Below are 23,574 nucleotides of genomic sequence, written 5' to 3' on the forward strand. Positions count from 1 at the left end.
GCTGACTATATTCCGGACAAATTTTCAAGCCGTGCCGCAAGCACGGGTCAATGGAGTTCTTCATGTTCGTAACACCCGCTTATGCGCAGGCGGCCGGTGGTTCCGCCGGCGGCGCCGATCTCATCATGAGCATCTTGCCGTTTCTGCTGATCTTCGTGATCATGTATTTCCTGATCATCCGTCCGCAGCGCCAGCAAATGAAGAAACGCGATGAGATGCTCAAGGCGGTCCGGCGCAACGACACCGTCGTCACCGGTGGCGGCGTGATCGGCAAAGTGACGAAGGTCATAGACGACGACGAACTCGAAGTCGAAATCGCCAAGGACACGCGGGTCAAGGTGTTGCGCTCGATGGTCGCCGATGTGCGTGTGAAGGGCGAACCGGTGGCTGCCAACGACGCCGCGAAGAAATAACGCCGCGGACGCGCGGCGCGCCTTGCGCTCGCGCCACGGCCGGCCGACGAGGCCATCAAGACAGGATAATGGCGAATGCTCTATTTTTCTCCATGGAGAACGGCGCTCATCTGGTTGGCGGTGTTCGTTGGCATCCTGTACGCGCTGCCGAATGTGCTGCCGAGTACGACGTTGCAGTCGTTTCCGGGTTTTATACCGCAGAGCAAGCTGTCGCTTGGTCTGGATCTGCAGGGCGGTGTCCATCTGCAGCTGAAACTTGATCGCCAGGAGCTGATCGACAACCGGCTGGAATCGGTGCGCAACGAGGTGCGCCGGCTGCTGCGCGCCGAGGGCATCGGCTATACCGGCCTGTCGGGACGCGACCAGGCTGTCAGTGTGCGTATTCGCGACGAGGCCAATATTGACCGGGCGAAGGAGGTGCTGGCGCCGATTACCGAGCCGATCAGCGCCGGACTTCTGGGCGGCGGTATCGTGCGCGAAGCGTCGCTGAGCGAGCCTGAAACCGGGCTGTTGCGGGTTCAGATTACCGATTCAGGCCTCGACTACCGGATGACGCAGGCGGTAGCCCAGACAGTCGAGGTTATTCGCGGCCGCGTCGATGAACTGGGAACGACCGAGCCGGTCATTCAGCGTCAGGGCGAAGACCGGGTGATCGTCCAGGTGCCCGGGCTCGACGATCCGCAACGCCTGAAGGAGATCATCGGCACGACCGCGCGCCTGACCTTCCAGATGGTCGACGCGACGACGCCTGTGGAAGACGCGCTGAACAGTCGTCCGCCGGCTGGAACCGAGATCCTCTACTCAACCGACGATCCGCCGATCCCGTATTTGTTGGAAACGCGCGAGATTGTTACCGGCGAGAACCTCGAAGATGCGCAGGCCGCCTTCGACCAGCGGACCAACGAGCCGATCGTCAATTTCCGCTTCGACTCCAGCGGCGGCCAGCGTTTCGGCCGCGCGACGCAGGATAATGTCGGCCGTCCGTTTGCGATCGTGCTCGACAATCAGGTCATCTCGGCGCCGGTGATCCGCGAACCGATTCTCGGCGGCTCCGGGCAGATCTCGGGCAACTTCACGGTCGACGGCGCCAACGATCTGGCGATCCTGCTGCGTGCCGGCGCGTTGCCGCTGACACCAACATTCGTCGAGGAACGCACTGTCGGCCCAAGCCTCGGCGCGGATGCCATCGCGGCCGGCGAAATCGCCGGCATCATCGGTTCCGTTCTGGTCGTGGCCTTCATGTTCCTGGCCTATGGTTTCCTCGGCCTGATCGCCAATGTCGCGCTGATCATCAACGTGGTGATGGTGATTGCGATATTGTCGGGCATCGGCGCGACACTGACCTTGCCGGGTATTGCGGGTATCGTGCTGACGGTCGGCATGGCGGTCGACTCCAACGTGCTGATTTTCGAACGAATACGCGAGGAACGCCTGGGCGGGCGTTCGATGATCCAGGCCATCGATACGGGTTTCCAGCGGGCACTGACCACCATCGTCGACGCCAACGTGACGACGCTTATCGCCGCTGTCATCCTGTTCTACCTTGGTTCCGGCCCGATCCGCGGCTTTGCCGTGACGCTTGCCGTCGGTATCGTCACGACCGTCTTTACCGCATTCATCCTGACGCGTTGGCTGATCGCGTTTTGGGTCCGCCGCCGCAAGCCGAAAGAACTGCCGCGCGCGCCGGTCACGTTTGTGCCCTACGGCACGCAGATCAAGTTCATGTGGCTGCGCAGAATGGCGTTCACGCTTTCGGCAGTCGTTGTCGTGATCTCGATGGCATTATTTGCGACCGTCAACATGAACCTCGGTATCGACTTCAAGGGCGGGTCCCTGATCGAGGTGCAATCGCGCGAAGGCGATGCCAATATCGGCGACATGCGCGGCCGGCTGTCCGATCTCAATCTGGGCGACGTGCAAATCCAGGGTTTCGGGTCCGCGCGCGACGTGCTCATTCGCGTCGAAGCGCAGGGCGGCGGCGAGAATGCCGAGCAGACCGTGATCACGAAGGTGCGCGGCGAACTCGAAGCGGATTACGAGTTCAGGCGGGTCGAGGTCGTCGGTCCAACCGTGTCGGGCGAACTGGCACGCGCCGGAACGATTGCGGTTGTCGCGGCCCTGTTTGCGATCCTGGTCTATATCTGGCTGCGCTTCGAGTGGCAGTTTGCCATCGGCGCGATCATCGCCACGACCCACGACGTGTTGCTGACGATCGGGATGTTCGTGATCACCGGACTGGAATTCAACCTGTCCAGCATCGCCGCGATCCTGACCATTGTCGGCTATTCGCTGAACGATACCGTGGTCGTCTACGACCGTGTCCGCGAAAACTTGCGCCGCTACAAGAAGAAGACGCTGCCCGATCTGCTCGACATGTCGATGAACCAGACATTGCCGCGCACGATCCTGACCTCGGTGACGACGCTGCTGGCATTGCTGGCGCTGTTCTTCTTCGGCGGCGAGGTGCTGCGCTCCTTCGTGGCGGCCATGATCTTCGGCGTGCTGATCGGCACCTATTCGTCGATCTTTGTCGCTGCACCGCTGCTGATCCTGTTCAATCTGCGGCCCGACGCGCTCGACCGCGAATCCGACGAGAAGGACGCGACGGCCAACACCCAGCCCGTCGATCTCTGACGGGCCGGGGCGCGCCGGCATGGCAAAGGGCATCGAAATCCGCGAGGCGCATTTTCCGGGCCGCGCACCGATCGACGCCTATGGCAGCGGCGGTTTCCGGTTTGCCGACATGTCGCATCGGGGATCGATTCTCTGCCTTCCGTCCGGCGTGCATGGCTGGGATGTGAGCGAAGCATCGACGTTGTCGGCTGTCAGCCTCCAGCGGGTCTTCGACGAGGCTGACGGTATCGAAGTGCTGCTGATCGGCATGGGGCCGGATTTCGCTCGTGTGCCGCCTGATCTGCAAGCCGAACTCCGCGAAGCCGGCGTTGTTACTGACGCCATGAGTACCGGTGCGGCTGTACGTACATATAATGTCCTGCTGGCCGAAGATCGCGCCGTCGCCGCCGCCCTCATCGCGGTCGACAAGGCGTAGACCGGGGCGGGCGGCTGACATGCCGGACCATTACCAGCACTGTCTCGATATCCTTCGCGAAGGCGATCTTGAGCGCTTTCTGACTGTGCTCTACGCACCGCAGGAAAAACGGCCCGCACTGGCGGCGTTGTTTGCATTCGACGTCGAGGTCAGGCGCATCCGCAATCTCGTTTCCGAACCGCTGCCAGGCGAGATCCGGTTGCAATGGTGGCGCGACGTGATCTCCGGCGAGCGGTCGGGTGAAGGACGCCAACACCCTGTTGGTGCGGCACTGCTAGACGTGATCGACGAGTTCGCGCTGCCGCGCGCGGCGTTCGACAACTGCCTCGATGCGAGAATCTTTGATCTCTACAACGATCCGATGCCCGACCGTGGCAGTTTCGAGGGATATCTCGGTGAGACCGTGTCCATGTTCTTCCTGTTGGCCGCGCAGATCCTCAACGAGGGCGAGGATACCAACTGCGCGGAGCTTGCCGGGCATGCAGGAATGGCCTGCGGGATTGCCAACACCCTCTGCGACCTGCCGCTCGATACCGCGCGCCGGCAGGTCTATATGCCGCGCGACATGCTCGGCGCTGCCGGAACGGACCCCGATGCGCTGATCGAGGGATCCGACCGCGATGGCCGGAAGCGCGCGGTTTCCATGCTTGCCGCAGTCGGACACGATCACCTCGCAACGGCACAGGCGGCCTTGGCGAATGCTCCGGCAAAACTGCGCATCGCCTTCCTGCCGCTTGCAACCGCCGGTGCGCGGCTTCGGCTGGCAGAGCGACAGGGCGGCGAAACCGGAGGCCGGCCGGCGGGACTATCTCCGCTCAGAACCCATTGGCTGTTTTTGCGCCGGGCACTGCTCGGATAACCACTCGTTTTAGACGGCCGATCGAGGAACGTGGATTTTGACTTTGACGTGAAAGTCAAAACTGCTAGTTGTCTGCCCATGCCGAAAGGCATGGAGGAGAACTGTTGAGCCTGCCTGTCCTTGTGCTCGTCGTCGTCGCGGGTATTACATTGATCATACTGGCGGTCCACTTGAGCGGCGGCACCAAGACCAGTGAGTTCGACGCCGCGTCCGTCGCGATTGAACGGTTCGCCGTCGATTTTCCCGAAACGGAGACCGTCAAATGCCACCTGACCAGGGACCGGCATGACGCGATCCTGGAGCTCGCCGACGGCCACATCGGCTTGGTGCATGCGGTCGGCAGCAACGCGTTGACGCGGTTTGTCGCCGCAGGCGAAATGAGCGCTTGGCAGAGCGCTGACAATGCGTCGTCGGTCGAGATCAGGACCGGCGACCTGACCTGGCCCCGGGCGCAATTTCATTTCGACGACGCCGGCGAAGCGGCTGTCGTATCCGGCTTGTTCGGTGACGCGGCGTGGCAGCATGAGGAGCGAACGGACCGATGAACCTTGATCAGATCATCCCGCATTATCCAGACGTGACTCAAATCGCGATCCCGTTTTTCGTGCTCGCCATCCTTGTCGAGTTGCTCTACCTCAAGCTTTCCCATGCGCGGAGGACCGCCGGTTTCGAGACGCGGGACACGCTGACATCTTTGTTGATGGGCACCGGCAACGTGGTTTCGGGGCTGCTGTTCGGCTTCATCGCCTTTGGCGTGCTGATGTGGGCATGGAACTACAGAATCTTCGATATCGGTTTTTCGTGGTGGGCCGTGCTGCTGTGCTTCATCCTCGATGATTTGCGCTACTACTGGTATCACCGCATCGCGCATCGCTCCCGCTGGGTGTGGGCAGAGCATGTGAACCACCATTCCTCGCAGCACTACAATCTGTCGACCGCGCTCCGGCAGAGCTGGACAGGTACGTTCACGGGCATGTTCGTATTGCGCATTCCGCTTGTCCTGATTGGATTTCATCCGGTCATGATCGCCTTCGTCGGCGGGCTCAACCTGATCTACCAGTTCTGGATCCATACCGAGGCGATCCGCAAAATGTGGAAGCCGATCGAGCTTGTCTTCAACACGCCATCGCACCACCGGGTCCATCACGCGACCAACCCGCGCTATCTCGATGCCAATTATGCCGGCACGCTGATCGTCTGGGACCGCATGTTCGGGACATTCGTGGAGGAACTGGAGGAAGATGCGCCGCGCTACGGGATCGTGCACAATATCGGCACGTTCAATCCCTTCAAGGTGGCCTTCCATGAGTGGATCGCCATGTTCAAGGATGCGTGCTCGCCCGGCCTGACACTCGGCCAGAGGCTCGGTTACCTGTTCCTGCCGCCCGGCTGGAGCCATGACGGAAGCCGCAAGAATTCGGCCGAGCTGAAGGCGGATTACGTGCGGCTACACCCGGATCAGGCGGGCGCGCCCGGACTGCCCGACCGCCCGCCGTCGGAGGCGCTGGTGCCCGGTGGATGACAGCTAGCAAGCCTGCTGGATGTCCCGGACGAGATCCGGGACTGCAGCGATGTTCGCCATGCGCCGGTAGCGCGGATTGCCTTGTGGTTCCGGCGCTTCCTCCAGCGCCCATGTCAAATCGTGCGGAACATGGACGGCCCAGCAGCCGGCTTCGAGCGCCGGCAGGATGTCGGAACGCATGGAGTTGCCGACCATCATGGCGCGTGACGTGCCGCGACCGTGCCGGTCGAAGATGTTGCGGTAGGTGTCCGTCGTCTTGTCGCTGACAATTTCGATGTGGTCGAAGTGATCCTGCAGCCCGGATTCGGTCAGCTTTCTTTCCTGGTCGAACAGATCGCCCTTGGTGATGACCAACAGGGTGTGGTCGGCCTTCAGCGCGGCCAGCGTTTCGGCGACGTGCGGAAACACCATGACGGGATGCGCGAGCATCTCCTTGCCGAGTTCCAGGACCGCATCAATCGCAGAAGCGGGAAGGCGGTCGCCGGCGATCTCGCGGGCTGTTTCCAACATGGAAAGGGTGAAGCCCTTCACCCCGAAACCGTAAAGGGCGATATTCCTCTTCTCGGTGGCGAGCAGAGCCGCGTCGACTGCGTGCGGAGTGGCGAAGTCCGCCAAAAGCTCGCCAAAGCGTGCCTGACTGTCCTGAAAGAAGCGCTCATTGTGCCAGAGCGTGTCGTCGGCGTCGAAGGCGATTGCCGTGACGGGTCTGTCGGGCCGGTCCGACATCACGGCACGAAGGAGAGTATAATATCGCGCAATTCCGGTTCGTCGACGCGCTCTGCGGCCTCATGGCGCAGGAACCACTGGGTCTTGCGTTGCAGTCTCTCCGGCCAATCGTCGAGTTGCTTTTCGACCTCCAGCGCGTGGACATGCACAACGCATTCGACCGAGCGCTTGTCGGGGCGGAATTTCAGATAATGGAACCGGCCGATATCCTTGCGGGTGATCGCGCCGGTGATGCCGGCTTCCTCAAAGGCTTCCTGGGCCGCCGACTTTGCCGGCGACATGCCTTCATGCGGCCATCCCTTGGGCAGCACCCAACGGCCGGTGTCACGGCTGGTAAGCAGCAGCACTTCCAGCGTGCCGTCCACCATACGCCAAGGCAAGGCGCCGTACTGCACCTTCGGTGCGGCGCGCAGTGCTTCGGCAATGTGAAAGTGTTGGCGCTGTCTTCGTTTCACGTCATGAACGAGAAAATCTTCCATGCCCGATCATACGGCTGCGGCACCTGCCGCGGAAAGACTTCCAGCACCCCCTGTGCAAAGATTTCGGTGGATTATTCTGCTGCATCGCAGCGAGACAAGCCAAGCCATTCCGATACGTCACGTTTTGCGCGGTCCGTCAATGCCTTTTTCTTGGCAATCGCCTTGTCCTTGCCGCGCCACCGCCCGGTGTGGCCGGCCGGCTTGGCGGCGGCGCCGGGCTCGAGTGGCGGGAACAATCCGAAGTTGACGTTCATTGGCTGAAAGGAGCGTTTCTTCTCATCGTCACTGACCAAGTGGCCGCCGGTAATATGGCCCAGCAGCGCGCCGAATGCCGTGGTCGCGGGCGGCAGAGCGACGGGGTCGCCGAGACGCTCGGCGGCCGCGAAACGACCGGCTAGAAGTCCGATCGCCGCAGATTCGACGTAACCCTCGCAACCGGTAATCTGACCGGCAAAGCGCAGGCCGGGCCGTGTCTTCAGCTGCAGGTCGCCATCGAGCAGGACCGGCGAGTTTAGGTAGGTGTTTCGGTGCAGGCCGCCGAGCCGCGCAAACTCGGCATTTTGCAGGCCCGGGATCATCCTGAAGACATCGGCCTGGGCGCCGTAGCGCAGTTTTGTCTGGAAGCCGACCATGTTGTAGAGCGTGCCGAGCGCATTGTCCTGGCGAAGCTGAACCACCGCGTGGGGCTTGACGTCCGGGCGATGGGCATTGGTCAAGCCAATCGGCTTCATCGGGCCGTGGCGCGGCGTTTCACGCCCGCGACCGGCCATGATCTCGATCGGTAGGCAACCGTCGAAATAGGGCGTGCCTTCCCATTCGTGGAACTCGGTCTTGTCGCCGGCCAGCAACGCATCGATGAAGGCGTTGTATTGCTGCTCGTCGAGCGGGCAGTTGATGTAGTCCTTACCGGTGCCGCCCGGCCCCACCTTGTCATAGCGCGACTGGAACCAGGCGGTATCCATGTCGATGGATTCGAAATGCACGATCGGCGCGATCGCGTCAAAGAAAGCAAGTGCATCGCGCCCGGTCGCCTGGGCGATGGCGTCGGCAAGCGACGGGGCAGTCAGGGGGCCGGTGGCGACGATGACCTGATCCCAGTCCGCAGGCGGCAGGCCGGCGATCTCTTCGCGCATCAGCGTGATCAGTGGATGTTCCTCGATGGCGCGGGTCACGGCGGCGGAGAAGCCATCGCGGTCGACGGCAAGCGCACCGCCGGCCGGCACCTGGTTGGCATCCGCAGCCCGCATGACCAACGAGCCGGCAAGCCGCATTTCAGCGTGGATCAGGCCGACCGCATTGTGTTCGGAATCATCAGACCGGAAGGAGTTGGAGCAGACCAGTTCGGCGAGACCGTCGGTCTTGTGCGCGTCGGTGCCGCGAACACCGCGCATCTCGTGCAGAATGACGGGGATGCCGCGGCCGGCGATTTGCCAAGCCGCTTCCGAGCCGGCAAGTCCGCCGCCGACGACATGAATTTGTTGAATAGACATGGAAGCGAGATAACGCCGGGCGGGAAAAGCTTCAAGAAAACAAAACACCCGCCGTGGGAGGAACGGCGGGTGTCTTGTACACGCGGCGCGAAGCCTGGGAGGAGGTCGGTTCGCACCGCTGTTACCGACCGGGTGGGAGGAGAAAAGCCCGGTCGGAGTTGCGTTCCGTCAGAGACGGGCGGCCTTGCGGGCCAGGAAAGAGATGTCCATGCGGCTCATGCCGAGGTCGGCGAGTTCGCGGTCGGACAGGCGGTTCAGTTCACGAACGGTCGTGCTGTAGCGGCGCCATTCGGCGAAGGTGCGTGAGATGTTCATTGTCGTTTCCTCTGCGTATCTGCGTGGGAGCTGCTGTTATTGTTGTTGTTCTGATACTGCGAAGATAATCGATTGAATCGGGATTATAAGGCCCGCTTTCGCAATGCAGCCATGCGTTTTGTGCAATGCACAATTCGTATCGTTTGCAAACAAACGCGATTGCCCGCCGCGGAAGCGCTCCCGCGGCGGGCAACAATCTGTTTATGCGATACCGACTTGCGCCGGATCGTCGTTAGCGGTGGGAGACCCGACGTGCGACGTCGGTGATGTCACCACGGTTGATGCCCAGATCGTCGAGTTCGCGAGCGGTCAGGCGGTTCAACTGGTTCAGCGTCGCGCGATAGCGGCGCCATGCGAAGAAGGAGTTTGCGATGTTCATTGTCTAGATCCCGTCGAGACTCATTGTTCTTATCTCGTTACAGGGCGCAGATAATGTCGGATTCGAGCGGCGAAAAGTGACGCTTTTGCATGGCTCCTATGCTTTGGGTGCATTGCACAAATTTAACGCAGTGATGAACGGTTGGGCAGTCGTTACCGTTCGCGTAACTCGCTGAAAAAAATGAACATTTTTGAGCAGATCAATGACCCTCCAGAGGTGTCACGACTAGCCCTGTTAGGGATTCGTTTACGCTGCTCGAAAGGTCCTCGCGGTGCGGAGATTTCGCTGGCCTGAGGCCCGTCCGCAACAGGTGTTTGACGCATTTTTTCGTTGATTGACGCGCAAGCGGTGATATAGACGCCCGATCAAGCGGCATGCCTGTCATGTCCATGAACAATGCGGATATGGCGGAACTGGTAGACGCACTGGATTTAGGTTCCAGCGCCGCAAGGCGTGGGGGTTCGACTCCCTCTATCCGCACCACCATCCCGCTGGACCAGACAATCACTCCGTTGGGACACAGCCAGGACCCGGGCGGGCGAGCAAGACGAAGGTTGGAAGATGCAGGTTAGCGAAACCCTCAATGAAGGGCTGAAAAGGGAAATCAAGATCGTCGTTCCGAAGGCCGATCTTCAAAACAAGCTCGGCGACAAGCTCGAGGACGCCAAGCAGAAGGTCCAACTGAAGGGTTTCCGGCCCGGCAAGGTTCCGGTCTCCCACCTGCGGCGCATGTACGGCAAGTCCTTCATGGCCGAGATTGTCAACGAGATCATCAATGATACGCCGCGCTCGGTTCTCGCCGACCGCGGCGAGAAATCGGCGACGCAGCCGGAAATCGACATGACCGAGGACGAGAAGGAAGCCGAAAAGGTCCTCTCCGGCGATGCCGATTTTGAATTCTCGCTGAAATACGAGATCATCCCGGCGATCGAGATCGGCGACTTCTCGGCGATCAAGGTTACGCGTCCGGTTGTCGACGTGCCGGCCGACGAGGTCGAAGAACAGGTCAAGCGGGTCGCACAGTCGGCCGCCGAGTATTCGGCAAAAGACGGCAAGGCCGAAAACGGTGACCGCGTGACGATGGATTATACCGGCAAGGTGGACGGCGAAGCATTCGAAGGTGGCGCCGATACCGACGCCAATCTGGTGCTCGGCTCCGGCCAGTTCATTCCGGGATTCGAGGATCAGCTGGTCGGCGCCAAGGCCGGTGACGAGAAACAGGTCAAGGTGACGTTCCCAGAAGACTACGGCGCCGCGCACCTCGCCGGCAAGGAAGCGGTGTTCGACGTCACGGTCAAGGAAATCGCCAGCGCCGGCGAAATCGTCATTGATGACGAAACGGCCGGAAAGCTCGGTCTGGAAAGCGCGGAGCGGCTGCGCGAGCTGGTCCGCGAACAGATCGAAAGCCAGTATGGCTCGGCCACGCGCCAGAAGGTCAAGCGGCAGTTGCTGGACGCGCTTGACGAGCAGTACAAGATCGAGTCTCCCTCGAAACTCGTCGAGACCGAGTTCAACAACATCTGGGCGCAGATCACCCACGATCTGGAGCAGGCGGGCAAGACCTTCGAGGACGAAGAGACGACCGAAGACGAGGCGCGTGAAGAGTATATGCGTCTGGCCGAACGCCGCGTCCGCCTCGGACTGGTGCTTTCGGAGATCGGCGAGAAGGCCGGCGTTTCCGTTTCCGAGCAGGAACTGCAGAACGCCGTGATGAACCAGGTTCGCCAGTATCCGGGCCAGGAACAGCAGATCTTCGAGTTTTTCAGGTCGAACCCGGATGCCGTGGCCAACCTGCGCGCGCCGATCTTCGAGGAGAAGACGGTCGATCATCTGCTGACCGTGGTCGACGTCACCGACAAGACGGTGACCAAGGAAGAGTTGCTGGCCGACGACGAAGACGCGCCGAAGGAGGCCGCACCGGCCGAGAAAAAGCCGGCCGCCAAGAAGAAGGCCGCGCCGAAGAAAAAGAAGGCCGACAGCGCGGAATAATCGCGCTGCCATCGTGTCATACAGACCGCCCGGATCATCGATCCGGGCGGTTTTGTTTTGGTGCGCACGTTATGAAAACCGGTGTTCCGGCAGAAAGCTGTCCGGCAGGAAGTCGGGTGTCTGGCCGGCTGCAATCATCACGGCGGCGCGCGCCATGAGATGCGCGATGCCGAAGCCGATCTTGAAGCCGCCAGTCGCGACGATAAGCTCTGGTTTGTCGGGCAGCGACCCGACCAGCGGATCGCGCCTCGACGCGCGCGGCCGCACGCCGGCCCAGCGCTCCAGCACCTCGGCGCCTCGCAGCGCCGGGCATAGCGCCTGCGCCCTTGCGATGACATCGTCTAGCCGGCTGTCGGTGGTGCCGGGATCGGTGAATTCGCGTTCGGTGGTCGAGCCGATGGCGACCGTGCCGTCATCATGGGCGATCGCATAAGTGCCGTCCTCGTAGACGATGGGCAGGCGGGGATCGATCGGCATTGCCGGCGCTAGCCGCGCTGACTGTCCCTTGATGCCGGTTCCGCTTTCGCCACCGATGAAGCGGTCGAGCGGCGCGAAGGTCTCCCAGCCGGCGCAAAGCACGATCCGGCCAGCGGCAAGCGGTTCTCCGCCTGGCACAATCACGCTGTTACCGGCCCCGTCGAATTCGACCGCCTGACCTTCGCGCAATTCGACCTTTGCAGCGATGGCAGCAGTTTTGAGCGCGGCCAGCAGCTTGCGTGGCGCAATCCGCGCCGACAGCGTATCGTGGTTCACCCCAAAGGGGACTTGCTCATCCGGGAGCCATGCGGGGCAGGGGCTTGCGTCGGCGACCTGCCACGAACAGGTTTCGGGCCATTGCGTCCCTGCGGCTTCGGCCCAGCTCTCGCATTGCTGGCGGCGCGGCGCATTGCGGATCGGCATCAGCCGGCCGCAGCGGCGATAGCCGGTATCGAGGCCGGTGCGGCTCTGCAGATCGGCGACGGCATCTTCCAGCGACAGAAGGCCCTGCAACTGGAACTGCTTCTTGGCATCCCAGTTGACCGGCTGGTGCGGCATCAGGGCTCCCATCACACCGCCGCTGGCGCCGGCGCTGATCTGTCGTTTCTCAAAGAGGATCACGGAAAGCCCTTGCCGCGCCGCTTCCAATGCGGTCCAAAGCCCGGTGACGCCGCCGCCGACAACGGCGATGTCGTGGTGTTTTCCGGCAGGGTGCGAATGCGGCATGGGAAATGACTGACCTGAAGCGGGACCGGGTGAGCTGGCTGGACGGCGATATGCCGTTTTCCGACAGCTTTGGCGATCACTTTTATTCGCGACGCGACGGGCGTGCGGAGTGTGGCCATGTATTCCTGGCCGGCAACGGCCTGCCGGAACGGTGGGAAGCTGCAAACCGGTTCACAGTCGGCGAACTCGGTTTCGGGACCGGCCTCAATTTCCTGGAGACTTGGCGGCTGTGGCGCGAAACGCGCACCAATGACGGCACTCTGGAATTCGTGTCGTTCGAAGCCTTTCCGATGAAGGCGGACTTCATCCGACGCGCCATCGGCTCTTGGCCGGAACTAGGTGGACTTCTGGACCTGTTGCTTCAACGATGGTCCGAACTTGCGGTCAAACCGGCAGCGTGGCGGCTCGATGAACAGACCAGCTTGCGTGTGGTCGTCGGCGATGCGCTTTCTGGCCTTGGCAACTGGGATGGGATGGCCGACGCCTGGTATCTCGATGGCTTCGCGCCGGCACGCAATCCGGATATGTGGTCGGCCGAACTCATGCGGGCAGTGGCTCGGCACACTCGACCGGGCGGCACATTTGCGAGCTACACTGCGGCCGGATGGGTGCGGCGGAACCTGGACGCCGCCGGTTTTGACGTCGAGAAAGCGCCGGGCCATGGCGGCAAGCGCGAGATGATCCGCGGTCGGTTGGCCGGGTAGGGCGGTTCCGTTATGCGGCGCCGCCGACCAGATCGCGGAGGAGATAACCGATTGCAAAGGCGGCGGAAGCAGCGGCAAGTCCGATGATGAGGGTCTCCAAGCCGGAAATCCACCAGCGGGTCAGCGACCACTGGCTTTTCAGGGAGCCGATAGCGAAGAACACGATCGATGTCATGATCAGCGCGACCGACATCGCGCTGTCTGCTGGTAGCGCCAGATAGGGTAGCAACGGGACCGCGCCACAGACCACGAAGGCGGCGAATGTCGACAGCGCGGACTTGACCGGATCGCGCAGAATACCGCTCTGGCCGTGCTCCTCGAACAGCATGGTGGCAACCCAGCGCTCGCGGTCGGCGGTGATCGCCTCGACCGCCTGCTCAAGCGTTTCGCCCTGCAGGCCCTTGAGCGCCATGATCTGGCGAATTTCCTCGCGCTCGCCGTCCGGATCGACGGCGATGTGCCGGTGTTCCATCGCGCGCAACTGCTTGAATTCATCGACCTCGGTCTTCGTACCGGAGTAGTTGCTGGCCGCCATCGAGAGACCGTCGGCAAGTAGGTTGGCGAGCCCCAGAACGATCACGATGCTGGCCGAAAGCGACGCACCGACGACTCCCGCGACGATCGCGAAGGTGGTCACCGCACCGTCGATGCCGCCATAGACGAAGTCGCGTGCATAGTTGGGCCGGCTTCCGCCAGCGAGGCGCTGCCTGATCGCTTCGGCAGTGTGCTTGTGTTCGAGCGCCATCGTTCCTGCTCCCATTTTCGCGGTATTCCCTTGCGCCATGTATCGCGCTAAGGCGGCAGTGCTTTCCTGATAATACTCGCTGACGGGCGATGCGATGCCATTTCTTGACTTTGTCATGAACAACCGGCGGTGGCTGGGCGGCGGTTTTTTGCTGACCCTGTTCTCCAGCTATGGGCAGACTTTCTATATTGCATTGTCGAGTGGGCGGATTCGCGATGAATTCGGTCTGAGCCATGGCGAATTCGGCACGTTGTTCATGGCTGCGACCCTGCTCGGCGCAACCCTGATTCCGGTCGTTGGCCGCCGGATCGACAGCACGCGGCTGGAAAACTACGCGGTCTTCGTGCTTGCCGGCATGACAGGATCGATGCTGCTGATCGCTGTCTCCAACCATGTAGCGGTCTTGTTCATCGCGCTGGCAGGCACGCGCATGTTCGGGCAGGGGCTGATGCCACACGCCGCCATGACCGCGACTGGGAGGTGGTTCGCGCGCAATCGCGGCAAGGCGGTCTCGGTCGTGGCGCTTGGGCACCAGTTCGGCGAAAGCGTCATGCCGATCAGCTTCGTCGCGATTGCGGCCGTGGCCGGATGGCGTTCCAGTTGGCTGATCAATGCGGTCATCCTGGTTGTCATCGTGCTGCCGCTGGTGTTCGTCGCGATGCGGACCGATCGCATACCGGGGGCTGCGGAAGCAGATGGCGGTGAGGAAGGGCGGCAATGGAGCAGGGCCGAGGCGCTGCGCGATTTCCGCTTTTGGATCCTTCTTGCCGGCCTGCTGGCGCCGCCTGTGATCGGCAGCGTGGTGTTCTTCCACCAAGTCTATCTGACCGAGATTCGCGGCTGGGCTTTGGCGCTGTTTGCCGGATCGACGCCGATCCTGTCGCTCTTTGCGATTGCCGCGACCATCCTCACCGGCGTGCTGATCGATCGCTTTGGCGCCATAAGGCTGGTTCCGCCGATGCTGCTGTTCCTCGCGGTCGCAAATATCGCTCTGGGCCTGGTCGCCTCGGCGGTCGCTATTGTCGTCTACATGGCGTTGATGGGCGTAACATTCGGCATGTTTGCCTCGGTTTTCGGAGCGATTTTGCCCGAAATCTACGGCACCCGCCATCTCGGAGCGATCAAGGGCGTCGCAACCTCGGCGATGGTTATCGGCACGGCGCTGGGGCCGGGCTTGAGCGGTTGGGCCATCGATGCCGGGGCCGGCCTGCCGGCGATCATCATCGGCCTGGGAGCGTATTCACTCGCCGCCACGCCGCTGATGGGGTGGCTGGCTATGCAAGGCTTCAATCCTGACCGAAAACCGGTCGCCTGAGTTTTCGCTGTTCCGCAAGGCCATGCGCCGCATTGCATCGCGATGCGGATTGTGGTCTTGCTTGACAAGCTTCTTCGCTTACCAAAGTGCCGCTCTGCGTTTTTGCCTCCCGTCCGACGCCGAGGCCGGATTGGCCAGCCCTCGGAATTGTCATGCCGATGCTCAGGTTCTTGCTGGATAATGCGCGCTGGTTGCTCGGCGGTCTCCTGCTGACAATGTTCTCGTCGTTCGGCCAGACGTTTTTCATTTCGCTGTCGGCCGGCGAATTGCGGGCAGAATACGGCCTGAGCCATGGCGGTTTCGGAGCGCTCTACATGCTCGCGACGCTGGCCAGCGCGCTGACGCTTCCGCAACTGGGCAAAATCGTCGACCGGTACAGCATCGTCCAGGTGGTCGGGCTGACGATCCCCATGTTGGCCGTCGCGTGCATGGCGATGGCATTGTCCCACTCGCTCTGGATGCTTGTGGTGGTGATCTACCTGTTGCGGTTGTTCGGGCAGGGAATGATGACGCACATCGCGATGACAGCGATGGGAAAATGGTACGCGGCGCAGCGCGGCCGCGCGGTATCGGTGGCAGGCATCGGGATCAACTTCGGCGAGGCGCTGTTTCCGCTGATCTTCGTTGCGATACTCGGAGCTGTCGGTTGGCGCGGCAGCTGGCTGGTCGCGGCGGCAACACTGCTGGTTGTCGCCTTGCCGGCCATTTATCTCCTCATGCGCGTCGAACGCCAGCCGCGCGGCGTGGCTGTCGCCGCCGACCCGTCCGGCGTTCGCGACTGGACACGCGCCGAGGTGTTGCGCGATCCGCTGTTCTACCTGTTGATGACCGGTATTCTGGCGCCGCCCTTCATCGGTACGACCATCTTTTTCCATCAGGTTTATCTCGTCGAACTGCGCGGCTGGTCGCAGGAAGCTTTTGCCGCCTCCTTTATATTCATGTCGTCAATGACGGTGGTGTGCGCGATCATTTGCGGCGGACTGGTCGACCGCTTCAGTGCGGTGCGCATACTGCCCTTCTTCCTGTTGCCGCTGGCGGCCGCCTGCTTCGCGCTCTTTGCGATCGAGAGCCAGATCAGCGCCTTCGTTTTCATGACGCTGCTTGGCGTTTCCTACGGCTTTTCCGGCACGTTGTTCGGCGCGGTCTGGCCCGAAATCTATGGCGCCAAGCACCTCGGAGCGATCCGCTCGGGCATTGTTGCCGTCATGGTGCTGGCAACCGCCGTTGGTCCAGGGCTGACCGGCCTGCTGATCGATCTTGGTGTGTCCTATTCCGGACAGATCTTCACCTTCGGTGTTTACTGCCTGTTTGCTTGCGCTGCTCTCTATGTCGGTTCGCTCAGATTGATCGCGCGGGCGGCCTCGCCGGTTGCAATCGAGGAAGCGCCCGGCTAACCGCTGCCTGTGAGCCGTGTATGTTGAGCCGATACGCGAGCCAATCCGTTTCGAAAGCTGATCTCCGATGACCGTTACCGTTCGTTTCGCTCCGTCGCCAACCGGCAATATCCATATCGGCAATGTCCGCACGGCGCTGTTCAACTGGCTCTATGCAATTCGTCATAGCGGCCAGTTCGTGCTGCGTTTCGACGATACAGACACGGCACGGTCGAGGCAGGAATTTGCTGACCAGATCGCTGCCGATCTGGAGTGGCTTGGCGTGAATCCGCATCGGGTCGAATACCAGTCGAAGCGGGCCGAGCGCCACGCGGCGGCCGTCGAGAAACTGAAGCAGGCGGGCCTGCTTTACCCGTGCTTCGAGACAGCCGAGGAACTGGAACGGCGGCGCAAGATCCGCCTGTCGCGCAAGCTGCCCCCGGTCTATGGCCGCGAGGCGCTGAAACTGAACGATGCGGAAAAATCGGACCTGCAGGCTGCGGGAAGAACGCCACACTGGCGGTTTCTGCTGCCGAATTTCGCCGAAACACCGTTTGAGACGCAGCGCACCGATGTTCACTGGAACGATGTCGTGCGCGGGCCGCAGACAGTCGATCTGGCGTCGATGTCGGATCCGGTGCTAATCCGCGAGGACGGCACCTATCTCTACACGTTGCCATCCGTCGTCGACGACATCGACATGGGCGTCAGTCACGTCATTCGCGGCGACGACCATGTGACGAATACCGGCGCGCAGATCGCCGTGTTCGAAGCGCTTGGCGCTACCGCGCCGGCATTCGGGCACCACAATCTGCTGACGACGATCGGCGGCGAAGGGCTGTCGAAGCGCAGCGGTGCGCTCGCCATCAAGACACTGCGCGAAGATGGTTACGAGCCGATGGCGGTGGCCTCGCTGGCCGCGCTGATCGGAACATCGGAGAATGTTGCGCCGGCGGCGGATCTCGCGGCGATGGCAGCGGGTTTCGACCCGGCGATCAGTTCGAAATCGGCGGCGAAGTTCGATCCGGCGGAGCTGGATGTGCTGAACCGCCAGATCGTGCATGGTCTGGATTTCGAAGCGGTCGCTGCGCGTCTGGAGGCAAGCGGCGTCGACATCGAAGATGACCGGGCGAAAGCGTTCTGGACGATGATCCGGGCCAATGTCGACAAGGTGGCGGACGCTGCTTCGTGGTGGCAGATCGTCACCAAGGAGCCCGACACCGAAGCGTTGCTCGAAGGCGAGGATCTGGAATTCGTGCGGGGCGCATTCGACCTGCTGCCGGAGGGAGAGATTGGTCCTCAGACGTGGTCGGATTGGACAACGGCGGTCAAGCAGGCGACGGGCCGCAAGGGCAGGGCGCTCTTTATGCCGCTCCGGATCGCGATTACGGGCCGCTCGTCCGGGCCGGAGATCGCAGATCTATTGCCTCTTCTAGGTCGGGAAGGAATTGCGGACCGACGACCCTGACGGCCCGCCGCCGGCCGGGTTCCTCTGCATCATTCGTGTCAGGCGTGACAGGACTGGCGGTGTCGGCGGGCGCAAGCGTGGTCTCTGAACTGTCCTCTTCGCTCGAAGCGGCAGGAAGCTCGGGCCGTTTCGCAGGCACGGGGATGGAAGCAGTGTTCAGCGGCCGGTCTTCCGCGTTGTCCGGGGCCAGGCTGGCAAGCGTTTGCGGTTTGCCACAGCTACAGGAAGAGCCGTCCTCGGATCTGCCGCTTTGGCGGTACAGGAACGCCGTTGGCAGCGCGGCATAGGGTTCGCCTTCGAGCGACACCATGGCCGCACTTTCTTCGTCGGGAACCCGGTGACGGTAGAGCTTTGTTTCGGCGGCCGGGCACATGGCCCGGCAGGCAGCCTCGTCTCGACCGAAGAATTCTGGCGTCGTCGCAAATGAAATCGGGAAGTAGTAGCCGTCGCAGGTGCGGACGCACATGGTACGATACGATCCGGAAAGATGCGGCAGCGCTGTACGGCCCGGCACATCGGCGGAAATGGCATCGTTGCGCGCCGGTTCCGCGCCCTGGCGTACGATAACGCGCCGGCCGTTACTGGTGACGCGCTTCTCGGGCTCCACACGGGCGACCCGTGTTGGCCGGTTGCAACCATAGGAGTTGAAGCGTGTCTGGAGCGCTTTGATGCGGGCGTTGTCGCGGCGCGGCTTGGCCTGGTCGCGTGTCCACTCGATATCGGCGAGGTTAGCCTGCATCTGGCTCAGGCTGTTGGCGAGCGTACGGCATTGCCGCGATCCGTTGAAACGGCAGCCGAGCGAACGCCGGGCGCGCTCGACCTTGCGGATCTCGGCAGCCTGCCGGCGGGCAGCGTCGGCATAGCGGTTGTAGCGGGCACTTGAACCAGTATTGGCAGATGCCGCGGCCAGTTGCGCGCGGATATCGCTGCACCGGTCGGCCGAGGCCGTCTCGGCTGAGAAAGCAAGCATTGCAAGAACAGCCAGAGTGGCTGTTCGCATGCGCACAAATAGAAGCAGCTTGCTCCGTACTGAACTACTGGTTGCCACGGTACACCATACCTTCCGAACGCAACGTTGAACTCCACAATAATGCGGGGCTGCAACTGCCGCGTTAACCCGCCGGCCCGATTTCTTTCATGCTTAATGAATACGGCATGAACCGGGCATGAACGGTGATAAGGCCGGTGTTTACGGGCGCACTTCCGCTGTCGCAGTCGCGTGACGCTGGGCGGCCTCGACGACGGCAAGTGCGGTCATGTTGACGACCCCCCTGGAGGTTACCGAGGGTGTCAGGATGTGCGCGGGATGGGCCGTTCCCAGCAGGATCGGACCGACATGAAGACCGTCGATCATCGACTTGACTGCGTTGAGGGTGATGTTGGCCGAATCCAGGCTCGGGAAAACCAGCAGATTGGCTTCGCCTTCCAACGTCGAGTGCGGATAGACTCTTTCGCGCAGTCGCGTGTCGATGGCGGAATCCGCATGCATCTCGCCATCGACTTCCAACTCCGGCGCCATTTCGTGCAGAATGGCCGTTGCGCGGCGCATTTTTTCGGCCGAGGCGGAATCGCGGGAGCCGAAATTGGAGTGCGACAGCAGAGCGGCCTTCGGCTTGATGCCGAAGCGACCGATTTCGCGGGCTGCCAGGATCGTCATTTCGGCGATTTCCTCGGCACGCGGTTCGACAGTCACATAGGTGTCGGTGAAGAAGGTCACGCCGCGTTGCGTGATCAGCATTGAGAGCGCTGAAAGGTCTTTGGTTCCCTCAGCCAGCCCGACGATCAGGCGCACATTGCGCAAATGGCGTTCATAGCGCCCGTCCAGGCCGCAGATCATCGCGTCTGCCTCGCCACGGCGCAGGGCCAGCGCGGCGATTACCGTGTTGTTGGTTCGCACCAGCGTGCGTGCCGTGTCCGGCGTGATGCCGCGCCGGCCGGCGATGCGCATGAGTTCGCTTGAATAGTCGCGGTAACGCGGGTCGTTGGCGGGGTTGATCAGTTCGAAGTCGACGCCATTGCGGATTTTCAAACCGTAGCGCTTGAGACGGGTCTCGACGACATCGGGACGGCCGATCAGGATCGGTTGTGCGATCCGGTCTTCCAACACGACCTGGGCGGCGCGCAGAACCCGTTCGTCCTCGCCATCGGCAAACACGACGCGCTTGTTTGTAGCAGCCTGTGCGGCCGCGAAGATCGGTTTCATTACCAGACCGGAGCGGAACACGAAGCGTGTCAGATGATCGCGATAGGCATCCATGTCCTCGATGGGACGCGATGCAACGCCGCTTTGCGCCGCAGCCTCGGCAACGGCGGGCGCGATGCGCAGGATCAGGCGCTGATCGAAGGGCGAGGGGATAAGGTATTCAGGGCCAAATGTCGGCGTCTCGCCAGAATAGGCGCGCGCGGCGATATCGGACGGTTCTTCACGAGCGAGTTTGGCGATCGCGTCGACTGCGGCTGCCTTCATCTGCTCGTTGATGGTGGTTGCACCAGCGTCGAGCGCGCCGCGGAAAATGTAGGGGAAACACAGGACGTTGTTGACCTGATTGGGAAAATCGGATCGTCCGGTGCAGATCATCGCATCCGGCCGCGCCGAACGAGCAACGTCGGGCATGATCTCCGGCGTTGGATTGGCAAGCGCCAGAATCATCGGTTGCTCGGCCATCTCATTGAGATACTCAGGCTTCAGGACGCCTGCCGCAGACAGGCCGAGAAACACATCGGCCCCCGGGATGACCTCGGCCAGGGAGCGCTTGTCGCTCTTCTGCGCATAGACCGATTTCCAGCGATCCATCTGGCTTTCGCGTCCTTCATAGACCAGCCCCTCGATATCGGTGATCCAGATGTTTTCGCGTCTTGCGCCCAGTGAGACGAGGAGGTTGAGGCAGGCAAGCGCGGCGGCGCCGGCGCCCGATGTGACGATCTTTGCGGTCTCGATCTGCTTGCCGGCCAGTTCGAGGCCGTTCATGATCGCGGCGGCGACGATGATGGCAGTACCGTGCTGATCGTCATGAAAGACCGGAATGTTCATCCGGTCGCGCAACTGAGCCTCGACCTCGAAACATTCGGGCGCCTTTATATCTTCCAGATTGATGCCGCCGAAAGTCGGCTCGAGCGCCGAGACCACGGACACCATGGACGAGATTTCGGTCGCCTCGATTTCTATGTCAAAGACGTCAATGCCGGCGAATTTCTTGAACAGGACCGCCTTGCCTTCCATCACAGGCTTGGAGGCAAGCGGACCGATATTGCCAAGGCCGAGTACCGCCGAACCGTTGGACACGACCGCGACGAGATTGCCGCGTGCCGTGTAGTTCGCCGCGCTCTGCGGATCTTCAGCGATGGCCAGACAGGGTGCGGCGACGCCGGGCGAATAGGCAAGGGCGAGATCGCGCTGGTTGCCTAGTGGCTTGATCGCCTGGATTTCGAGTTTACCGGGACGCGGATACTGGTGGAAGAAGAGGGCGGCTTCCTCCATGCTGTCCGTTGGTGCTGCGGCCTGGTCCGGCGACGCTTCTGCCATGGCTGATCCTGTCCTGTTACCAATCGTTTCTAGCCGCTTAGTGCCTTGCCGGGGGCACGCTGACAAGCGCCAGGCCGGCATGGCTGGTCTGCTGCGTTGATGGCGGTCAGAAAGCGCTGTTAAACAGGCCGCCGTCGAGCTTGACGCTTTGGCCGGTGAAGTAACCGGCATGATCGGAGCACAGGAAGGCGCAGGTCTTGCCGAATTCTTCCGGTGTGCCAAGCCGCCTTGCCGGGATCTGGCTTTCCTGCCGCGCCCGTTCGGCCGCTTCGTCGGTGCCGGCCCTGTCAGCAGCGTAGGAAATCGTTGAGCGAATCCGGTCCGTGTCGATCTTGCCGGGCAGCAGACTGTTGATCGTGACATTACGGTCGATATAGGAGCGGGCGATTCCCGCCAAAAAAGACGTCAGGCCAGCGCGCGCGCCCGACGAAAGGTCGAGTCCAAGGATCGGCATGTAGACCGACATCGATGTGATGTTGACGATGCGCCCGAAGCCGCGTTCAGCCATTCCGTCGACGACCTTCTGGACCAATTCGATAGGCGTGACCATGTTTTGCGTGACGCCCTTGAGAATGGCCTCGCGGTCGAGTTCGCGAAAGTCGCGCAAGGGCGGTCCGCCGTTGTTGTTGACCAGAATGTCCGGTTCAGGGTAGGCGGCCAGCAATGCCGCTTGGGTTTCAGGATCAGAGACGTCGCCGATGACGATCTGAACATCGACGCCATGCGCCCGGAGTTCATCGGCTGTCGCTTTGGTGATGTCGCTGTTGCGGCCGTTAATGACGAGATCGCACCCTTCCTCGGCCAACGCCATCGCGCAACCCTTGCCGAGGCCGCGGCTCGACGCACAGACGATCGCCTTGCGTCCTTTCAATCCCAAATCCATCTGTTCGTTCCTTCCCTGTGCAGCATGTGCTGGATATCGCCGCGCCGTTTGGTTCTCAACCGGCAGGCCTAGCCCCAAAGCTCGGACCGTGGCGGCGAAACCGTGTTTCCCTCGTATCGTAGCGACGGCGTTCTGTCGCGCGCCAACAGCAATGGACCGTCGAGATCGACATAATCGGCGTCCTGGGCGAGCAGGACCGCCGGTGCCATCGCCAGCGATGTGCCGACCATGCAACCGACCATGACGCCAAACCCGAGTTCCCTGGCCTTGGCGTGCATGCGCAACGCCTCCGTCAGACCTCCCGTCTTGTCCAGTTTGATGTTGACTGCGTCGTAGCGGTCGCCAAGGCTTTCAAGATCGCCGGTGGTATGGACGCTTTCATCGGCACAAATCGGCACAGGGTGGGGGATGCCCGCCAAGGCTTCGTCGGCGCCGGCCGGTAATGGCTGCTCGATCAGCGCGATATGCAACCTCGCGGCTTCGCGCAGCAATTCAGGCAGGAACTCCGGCTCCCATGCCTCGTTGGCGTCGACGATGATGCGACTGTTGGGAGCGGCGGCGGCCACCGCATGCATGGCGGCGATATCATTCTGCCCACCGAGCTTGACCTTGAGCAATGGCCGCCGGGATGCGGCCCTTGCCGCATCGGCCATGCTGTCCGGATCGCTCAGCGAGATCGTGAAGGCGGTTTCGACAGGCCTCGGCAACGAACTGCAAGCCAGCAAATGGGCATGTCGGCCCGTCGATTTGGCCTGAAGATCCCAGAGCGCGCAATCAAGCGCGTTGCGCGCCGCGCCGGGCTTCAGGTCTTCGCGCAGTCTTTCGTGCGAGATATCAGCGCCAAGCGCGCTTGCGGTACTCTCGATCTGGGCGATCACGCTGTCGACGCTTTCGCCATAACGCCGATACGGCACGCATTCGGCGATACCGGAAAACCCACCTGAACTGATCCGACACACCACGACCTCTGCGGTCGCCTTGCTCTCGCGCGAAATGCTGAACTGCCCGTTGATCGGATAGCTCTCGCACCATGCTTCCGTCTGGCAATCCCTGGTGCTCACTGGTTGAATACCTCCCTGGGCGGGTCGAATTTGCGGTTGATGTGGCTGACAGGACGCAGACTCCCGGCGATGCGAAGG

General features: G+C 61.9%; 22 protein-coding genes and 1 tRNA gene. 12 read left to right on the top strand and 11 right to left on the bottom strand.

Annotated elements, in window-relative coordinates; translation table 11 throughout:
- Positions 1-62 precede the first annotated feature (62 nt).
- From yajC to ACO06R_RS10595, 6 genes are all read left to right on the top strand, one after another.
- On the top strand, positions 63-413 hold the full coding sequence (yajC, locus tag ACO06R_RS10570) for a preprotein translocase subunit YajC (RefSeq protein ID WP_421849148.1): 351 nt from the start codon (positions 63-65) through the stop codon (positions 411-413).
- Between the two features lie 75 nt (positions 414-488).
- The gene (secDF, locus tag ACO06R_RS10575) at positions 489-3,047 is read left to right on the top strand and encodes a protein translocase subunit SecDF (protein WP_421849151.1); all 2,559 of its coding nucleotides are present in this window, start codon (positions 489-491) and stop codon (positions 3,045-3,047) included.
- 19 nt (positions 3,048-3,066) lie between these two features.
- On the top strand, positions 3,067-3,462 hold the full coding sequence (locus ACO06R_RS10580; protein WP_421849154.1) for an Mth938-like domain-containing protein: 396 nt from the start codon (positions 3,067-3,069) through the stop codon (positions 3,460-3,462).
- Positions 3,463-3,481: 19 nt separating this feature from the next.
- Positions 3,482-4,321 (top strand): phytoene/squalene synthase family protein, encoded by an 840-nt coding sequence (locus tag ACO06R_RS10585; protein WP_421849157.1) that lies wholly within the window; start codon positions 3,482-3,484, stop codon positions 4,319-4,321.
- A 104-nt stretch (positions 4,322-4,425) separates the two neighbouring features.
- Entirely contained in the window at positions 4,426-4,866 is a 441-nt protein-coding gene (locus tag ACO06R_RS10590) for a hypothetical protein (RefSeq protein WP_421849160.1), read from the top strand.
- Positions 4,863-5,843: a sterol desaturase family protein gene (locus ACO06R_RS10595; RefSeq protein ID WP_421849163.1), complete on the top strand. Its 981-nt coding sequence runs from the start codon at positions 4,863-4,865 to the stop codon at positions 5,841-5,843. Before ACO06R_RS10590 ends, ACO06R_RS10595 begins: the two co-directional genes overlap by 4 nt.
- A 3-nt stretch (positions 5,844-5,846) precedes the next feature.
- Here the strand turns inward: ACO06R_RS10595 and ACO06R_RS10600 are convergent, their stop codons facing one another.
- The 5 genes from ACO06R_RS10600 to ACO06R_RS10620 all read right to left on the bottom strand — a co-directional run bounded on the left by ACO06R_RS10600 (position 5,847) and on the right by ACO06R_RS10620 (position 9,232).
- On the bottom strand, positions 5,847-6,569 hold the full coding sequence (locus ACO06R_RS10600; protein WP_421849166.1) for an HAD family hydrolase: 723 nt from the start codon (positions 6,567-6,569) through the stop codon (positions 5,847-5,849).
- Positions 6,569-7,048, bottom strand: a complete 480-nt coding sequence (locus ACO06R_RS10605) for an NUDIX hydrolase (RefSeq protein WP_421849169.1) — start codon at positions 7,046-7,048, stop codon at positions 6,569-6,571. The genes ACO06R_RS10600 and ACO06R_RS10605 overlap by 1 nt, the downstream gene beginning before the upstream one ends.
- 71 nt (positions 7,049-7,119) lie before the next feature.
- Positions 7,120-8,538 (bottom strand): methylenetetrahydrofolate--tRNA-(uracil(54)-C(5))-methyltransferase (FADH(2)-oxidizing) TrmFO, encoded by a 1,419-nt coding sequence (gene trmFO / locus ACO06R_RS10610; RefSeq protein ID WP_421849173.1) that lies wholly within the window; start codon positions 8,536-8,538, stop codon positions 7,120-7,122.
- 168 nt (positions 8,539-8,706) lie between these two features.
- The gene (locus tag ACO06R_RS10615) at positions 8,707-8,853 is read right to left on the bottom strand and encodes a DUF1127 domain-containing protein (RefSeq protein WP_421849176.1); all 147 of its coding nucleotides are present in this window, start codon (positions 8,851-8,853) and stop codon (positions 8,707-8,709) included.
- A 232-nt stretch (positions 8,854-9,085) separates the two neighbouring features.
- Positions 9,086-9,232, bottom strand: a complete 147-nt coding sequence (locus ACO06R_RS10620) for a DUF1127 domain-containing protein (RefSeq protein WP_421849179.1) — start codon at positions 9,230-9,232, stop codon at positions 9,086-9,088.
- Positions 9,233-9,630: 398 nt separating this feature from the next.
- On the opposite strand from ACO06R_RS10620, the gene ACO06R_RS10625 reads away from it, so the two are divergent.
- A tRNA-Leu gene (locus ACO06R_RS10625) sits at positions 9,631-9,715 on the top strand.
- A 78-nt stretch (positions 9,716-9,793) separates the two neighbouring features.
- A complete protein-coding gene (tig, locus tag ACO06R_RS10630) occupies positions 9,794-11,221 on the top strand; it encodes a trigger factor (RefSeq protein WP_421849182.1) in 1,428 nt (475 codons plus the stop codon).
- Between the two features lie 69 nt (positions 11,222-11,290).
- Here the strand turns inward: tig and ACO06R_RS10635 are convergent, their stop codons facing one another.
- The gene (locus tag ACO06R_RS10635; RefSeq protein WP_421849185.1) at positions 11,291-12,424 is read right to left on the bottom strand and encodes an NAD(P)/FAD-dependent oxidoreductase; all 1,134 of its coding nucleotides are present in this window, start codon (positions 12,422-12,424) and stop codon (positions 11,291-11,293) included.
- A 5-nt stretch (positions 12,425-12,429) separates the two neighbouring features.
- Between ACO06R_RS10635 and mnmD the strand changes: the two genes are divergently transcribed.
- Entirely contained in the window at positions 12,430-13,128 is a 699-nt protein-coding gene (gene mnmD, locus ACO06R_RS10640) for a tRNA (5-methylaminomethyl-2-thiouridine)(34)-methyltransferase MnmD (RefSeq protein WP_421849188.1), read from the top strand.
- Between the two features lie 10 nt (positions 13,129-13,138).
- Here the strand turns inward: mnmD and ACO06R_RS10645 are convergent, their stop codons facing one another.
- The gene (locus ACO06R_RS10645; protein WP_421849191.1) at positions 13,139-13,888 is read right to left on the bottom strand and encodes a VIT1/CCC1 transporter family protein; all 750 of its coding nucleotides are present in this window, start codon (positions 13,886-13,888) and stop codon (positions 13,139-13,141) included.
- A gap of 79 nt (positions 13,889-13,967) precedes the next feature.
- Here ACO06R_RS10645 and ACO06R_RS10650 point away from each other — a divergent pair, with 79 nt between their 5' ends.
- The 3 genes from ACO06R_RS10650 to gltX all read left to right on the top strand — a co-directional run bounded on the left by ACO06R_RS10650 (position 13,968) and on the right by gltX (position 18,029).
- Positions 13,968-15,188 carry an MFS transporter gene (locus ACO06R_RS10650; RefSeq protein WP_421849194.1) on the top strand — a complete coding sequence of 407 codons (1,221 nt, stop codon included), beginning with the start codon at positions 13,968-13,970 and terminating at the stop codon, positions 15,186-15,188.
- A 152-nt stretch (positions 15,189-15,340) separates the two neighbouring features.
- On the top strand, positions 15,341-16,582 hold the full coding sequence (locus tag ACO06R_RS10655; RefSeq protein WP_421849197.1) for an MFS transporter: 1,242 nt from the start codon (positions 15,341-15,343) through the stop codon (positions 16,580-16,582).
- 67 nt (positions 16,583-16,649) lie between these two features.
- Entirely contained in the window at positions 16,650-18,029 is a 1,380-nt protein-coding gene (gltX, locus tag ACO06R_RS10660; protein WP_421849200.1) for a glutamate--tRNA ligase, read from the top strand.
- Here gltX and ACO06R_RS10665 read toward each other — a convergent pair.
- The 4 genes from ACO06R_RS10665 to dgcA form a co-directional block, all read right to left on the bottom strand.
- Entirely contained in the window at positions 17,947-18,999 is a 1,053-nt protein-coding gene (locus ACO06R_RS10665; protein WP_421849203.1) for a DUF2865 domain-containing protein, read from the bottom strand. The two genes, gltX and ACO06R_RS10665, sit on opposite strands and share 83 nt — an antisense overlap.
- Before the next feature lie 219 nt (positions 19,000-19,218).
- A complete protein-coding gene (locus ACO06R_RS10670; RefSeq protein ID WP_421849206.1) occupies positions 19,219-21,552 on the bottom strand; it encodes an NADP-dependent malic enzyme in 2,334 nt (777 codons plus the stop codon).
- 106 nt (positions 21,553-21,658) lie between these two features.
- Complete coding sequence (locus ACO06R_RS10675) at positions 21,659-22,435, bottom strand: SDR family oxidoreductase (protein ID WP_421849209.1); 777 nt, start codon at positions 22,433-22,435, stop codon at positions 21,659-21,661.
- Positions 22,436-22,503: 68 nt separating this feature from the next.
- Positions 22,504-23,496: an N-acetyl-D-Glu racemase DgcA gene (gene dgcA / locus ACO06R_RS10680; RefSeq protein WP_421849212.1), complete on the bottom strand. Its 993-nt coding sequence runs from the start codon at positions 23,494-23,496 to the stop codon at positions 22,504-22,506.
- Positions 23,497-23,574 lie beyond the last annotated feature (78 nt).

The organism is Oricola sp. (assembly GCF_965230365.1).
Lineage (GTDB): Bacteria > Pseudomonadota > Alphaproteobacteria > Rhizobiales > Rhizobiaceae > Oricola.

Bases quoted from the DNA above. Each gene is read 5' to 3' on its own strand.
- yajC (WP_421849148.1), top strand. From the start codon at position 63: ATGTTCGTAACACCCGCTTATGCGCAGGCGGCCGGTGGTTCCGCCGGC.
- secDF (WP_421849151.1), top strand. From the start codon at position 489: ATGCTCTATTTTTCTCCATGGAGAACGGCGCTCATCTGGTTGGCGGTG.
- ACO06R_RS10580 (WP_421849154.1), top strand. From the start codon at position 3,067: ATGGCAAAGGGCATCGAAATCCGCGAGGCGCATTTTCCGGGCCGCGCA.
- ACO06R_RS10585 (WP_421849157.1), top strand. From the start codon at position 3,482: ATGCCGGACCATTACCAGCACTGTCTCGATATCCTTCGCGAAGGCGAT.
- ACO06R_RS10595 (WP_421849163.1), top strand. From the start codon at position 4,863: ATGAACCTTGATCAGATCATCCCGCATTATCCAGACGTGACTCAAATC.
- ACO06R_RS10600 (WP_421849166.1), bottom strand. From the start codon at position 6,569: ATGTCGGACCGGCCCGACAGACCCGTCACGGCAATCGCCTTCGACGCC.
- ACO06R_RS10605 (WP_421849169.1), bottom strand. From the start codon at position 7,048: ATGGAAGATTTTCTCGTTCATGACGTGAAACGAAGACAGCGCCAACAC.
- trmFO (WP_421849173.1), bottom strand. From the start codon at position 8,538: ATGTCTATTCAACAAATTCATGTCGTCGGCGGCGGACTTGCCGGCTCG.
- ACO06R_RS10615 (WP_421849176.1), bottom strand. From the start codon at position 8,853: ATGAACATCTCACGCACCTTCGCCGAATGGCGCCGCTACAGCACGACC.
- ACO06R_RS10620 (WP_421849179.1), bottom strand. From the start codon at position 9,232: ATGAACATCGCAAACTCCTTCTTCGCATGGCGCCGCTATCGCGCGACG.
- tig (WP_421849182.1), top strand. From the start codon at position 9,794: ATGCAGGTTAGCGAAACCCTCAATGAAGGGCTGAAAAGGGAAATCAAG.
- ACO06R_RS10635 (WP_421849185.1), bottom strand. From the start codon at position 12,424: ATGCCGCATTCGCACCCTGCCGGAAAACACCACGACATCGCCGTTGTC.
- mnmD (WP_421849188.1), top strand. From the start codon at position 12,430: ATGACTGACCTGAAGCGGGACCGGGTGAGCTGGCTGGACGGCGATATG.
- ACO06R_RS10645 (WP_421849191.1), bottom strand. From the start codon at position 13,888: ATGGGAGCAGGAACGATGGCGCTCGAACACAAGCACACTGCCGAAGCG.
- ACO06R_RS10650 (WP_421849194.1), top strand. From the start codon at position 13,968: ATGCCATTTCTTGACTTTGTCATGAACAACCGGCGGTGGCTGGGCGGC.
- ACO06R_RS10655 (WP_421849197.1), top strand. From the start codon at position 15,341: ATGCCGATGCTCAGGTTCTTGCTGGATAATGCGCGCTGGTTGCTCGGC.
- gltX (WP_421849200.1), top strand. From the start codon at position 16,650: ATGACCGTTACCGTTCGTTTCGCTCCGTCGCCAACCGGCAATATCCAT.
- ACO06R_RS10665 (WP_421849203.1), bottom strand. From the start codon at position 18,999: ATGCTTGCTTTCTCAGCCGAGACGGCCTCGGCCGACCGGTGCAGCGAT.
- ACO06R_RS10670 (WP_421849206.1), bottom strand. From the start codon at position 21,552: ATGGCAGAAGCGTCGCCGGACCAGGCCGCAGCACCAACGGACAGCATG.
- ACO06R_RS10675 (WP_421849209.1), bottom strand. From the start codon at position 22,435: ATGGATTTGGGATTGAAAGGACGCAAGGCGATCGTCTGTGCGTCGAGC.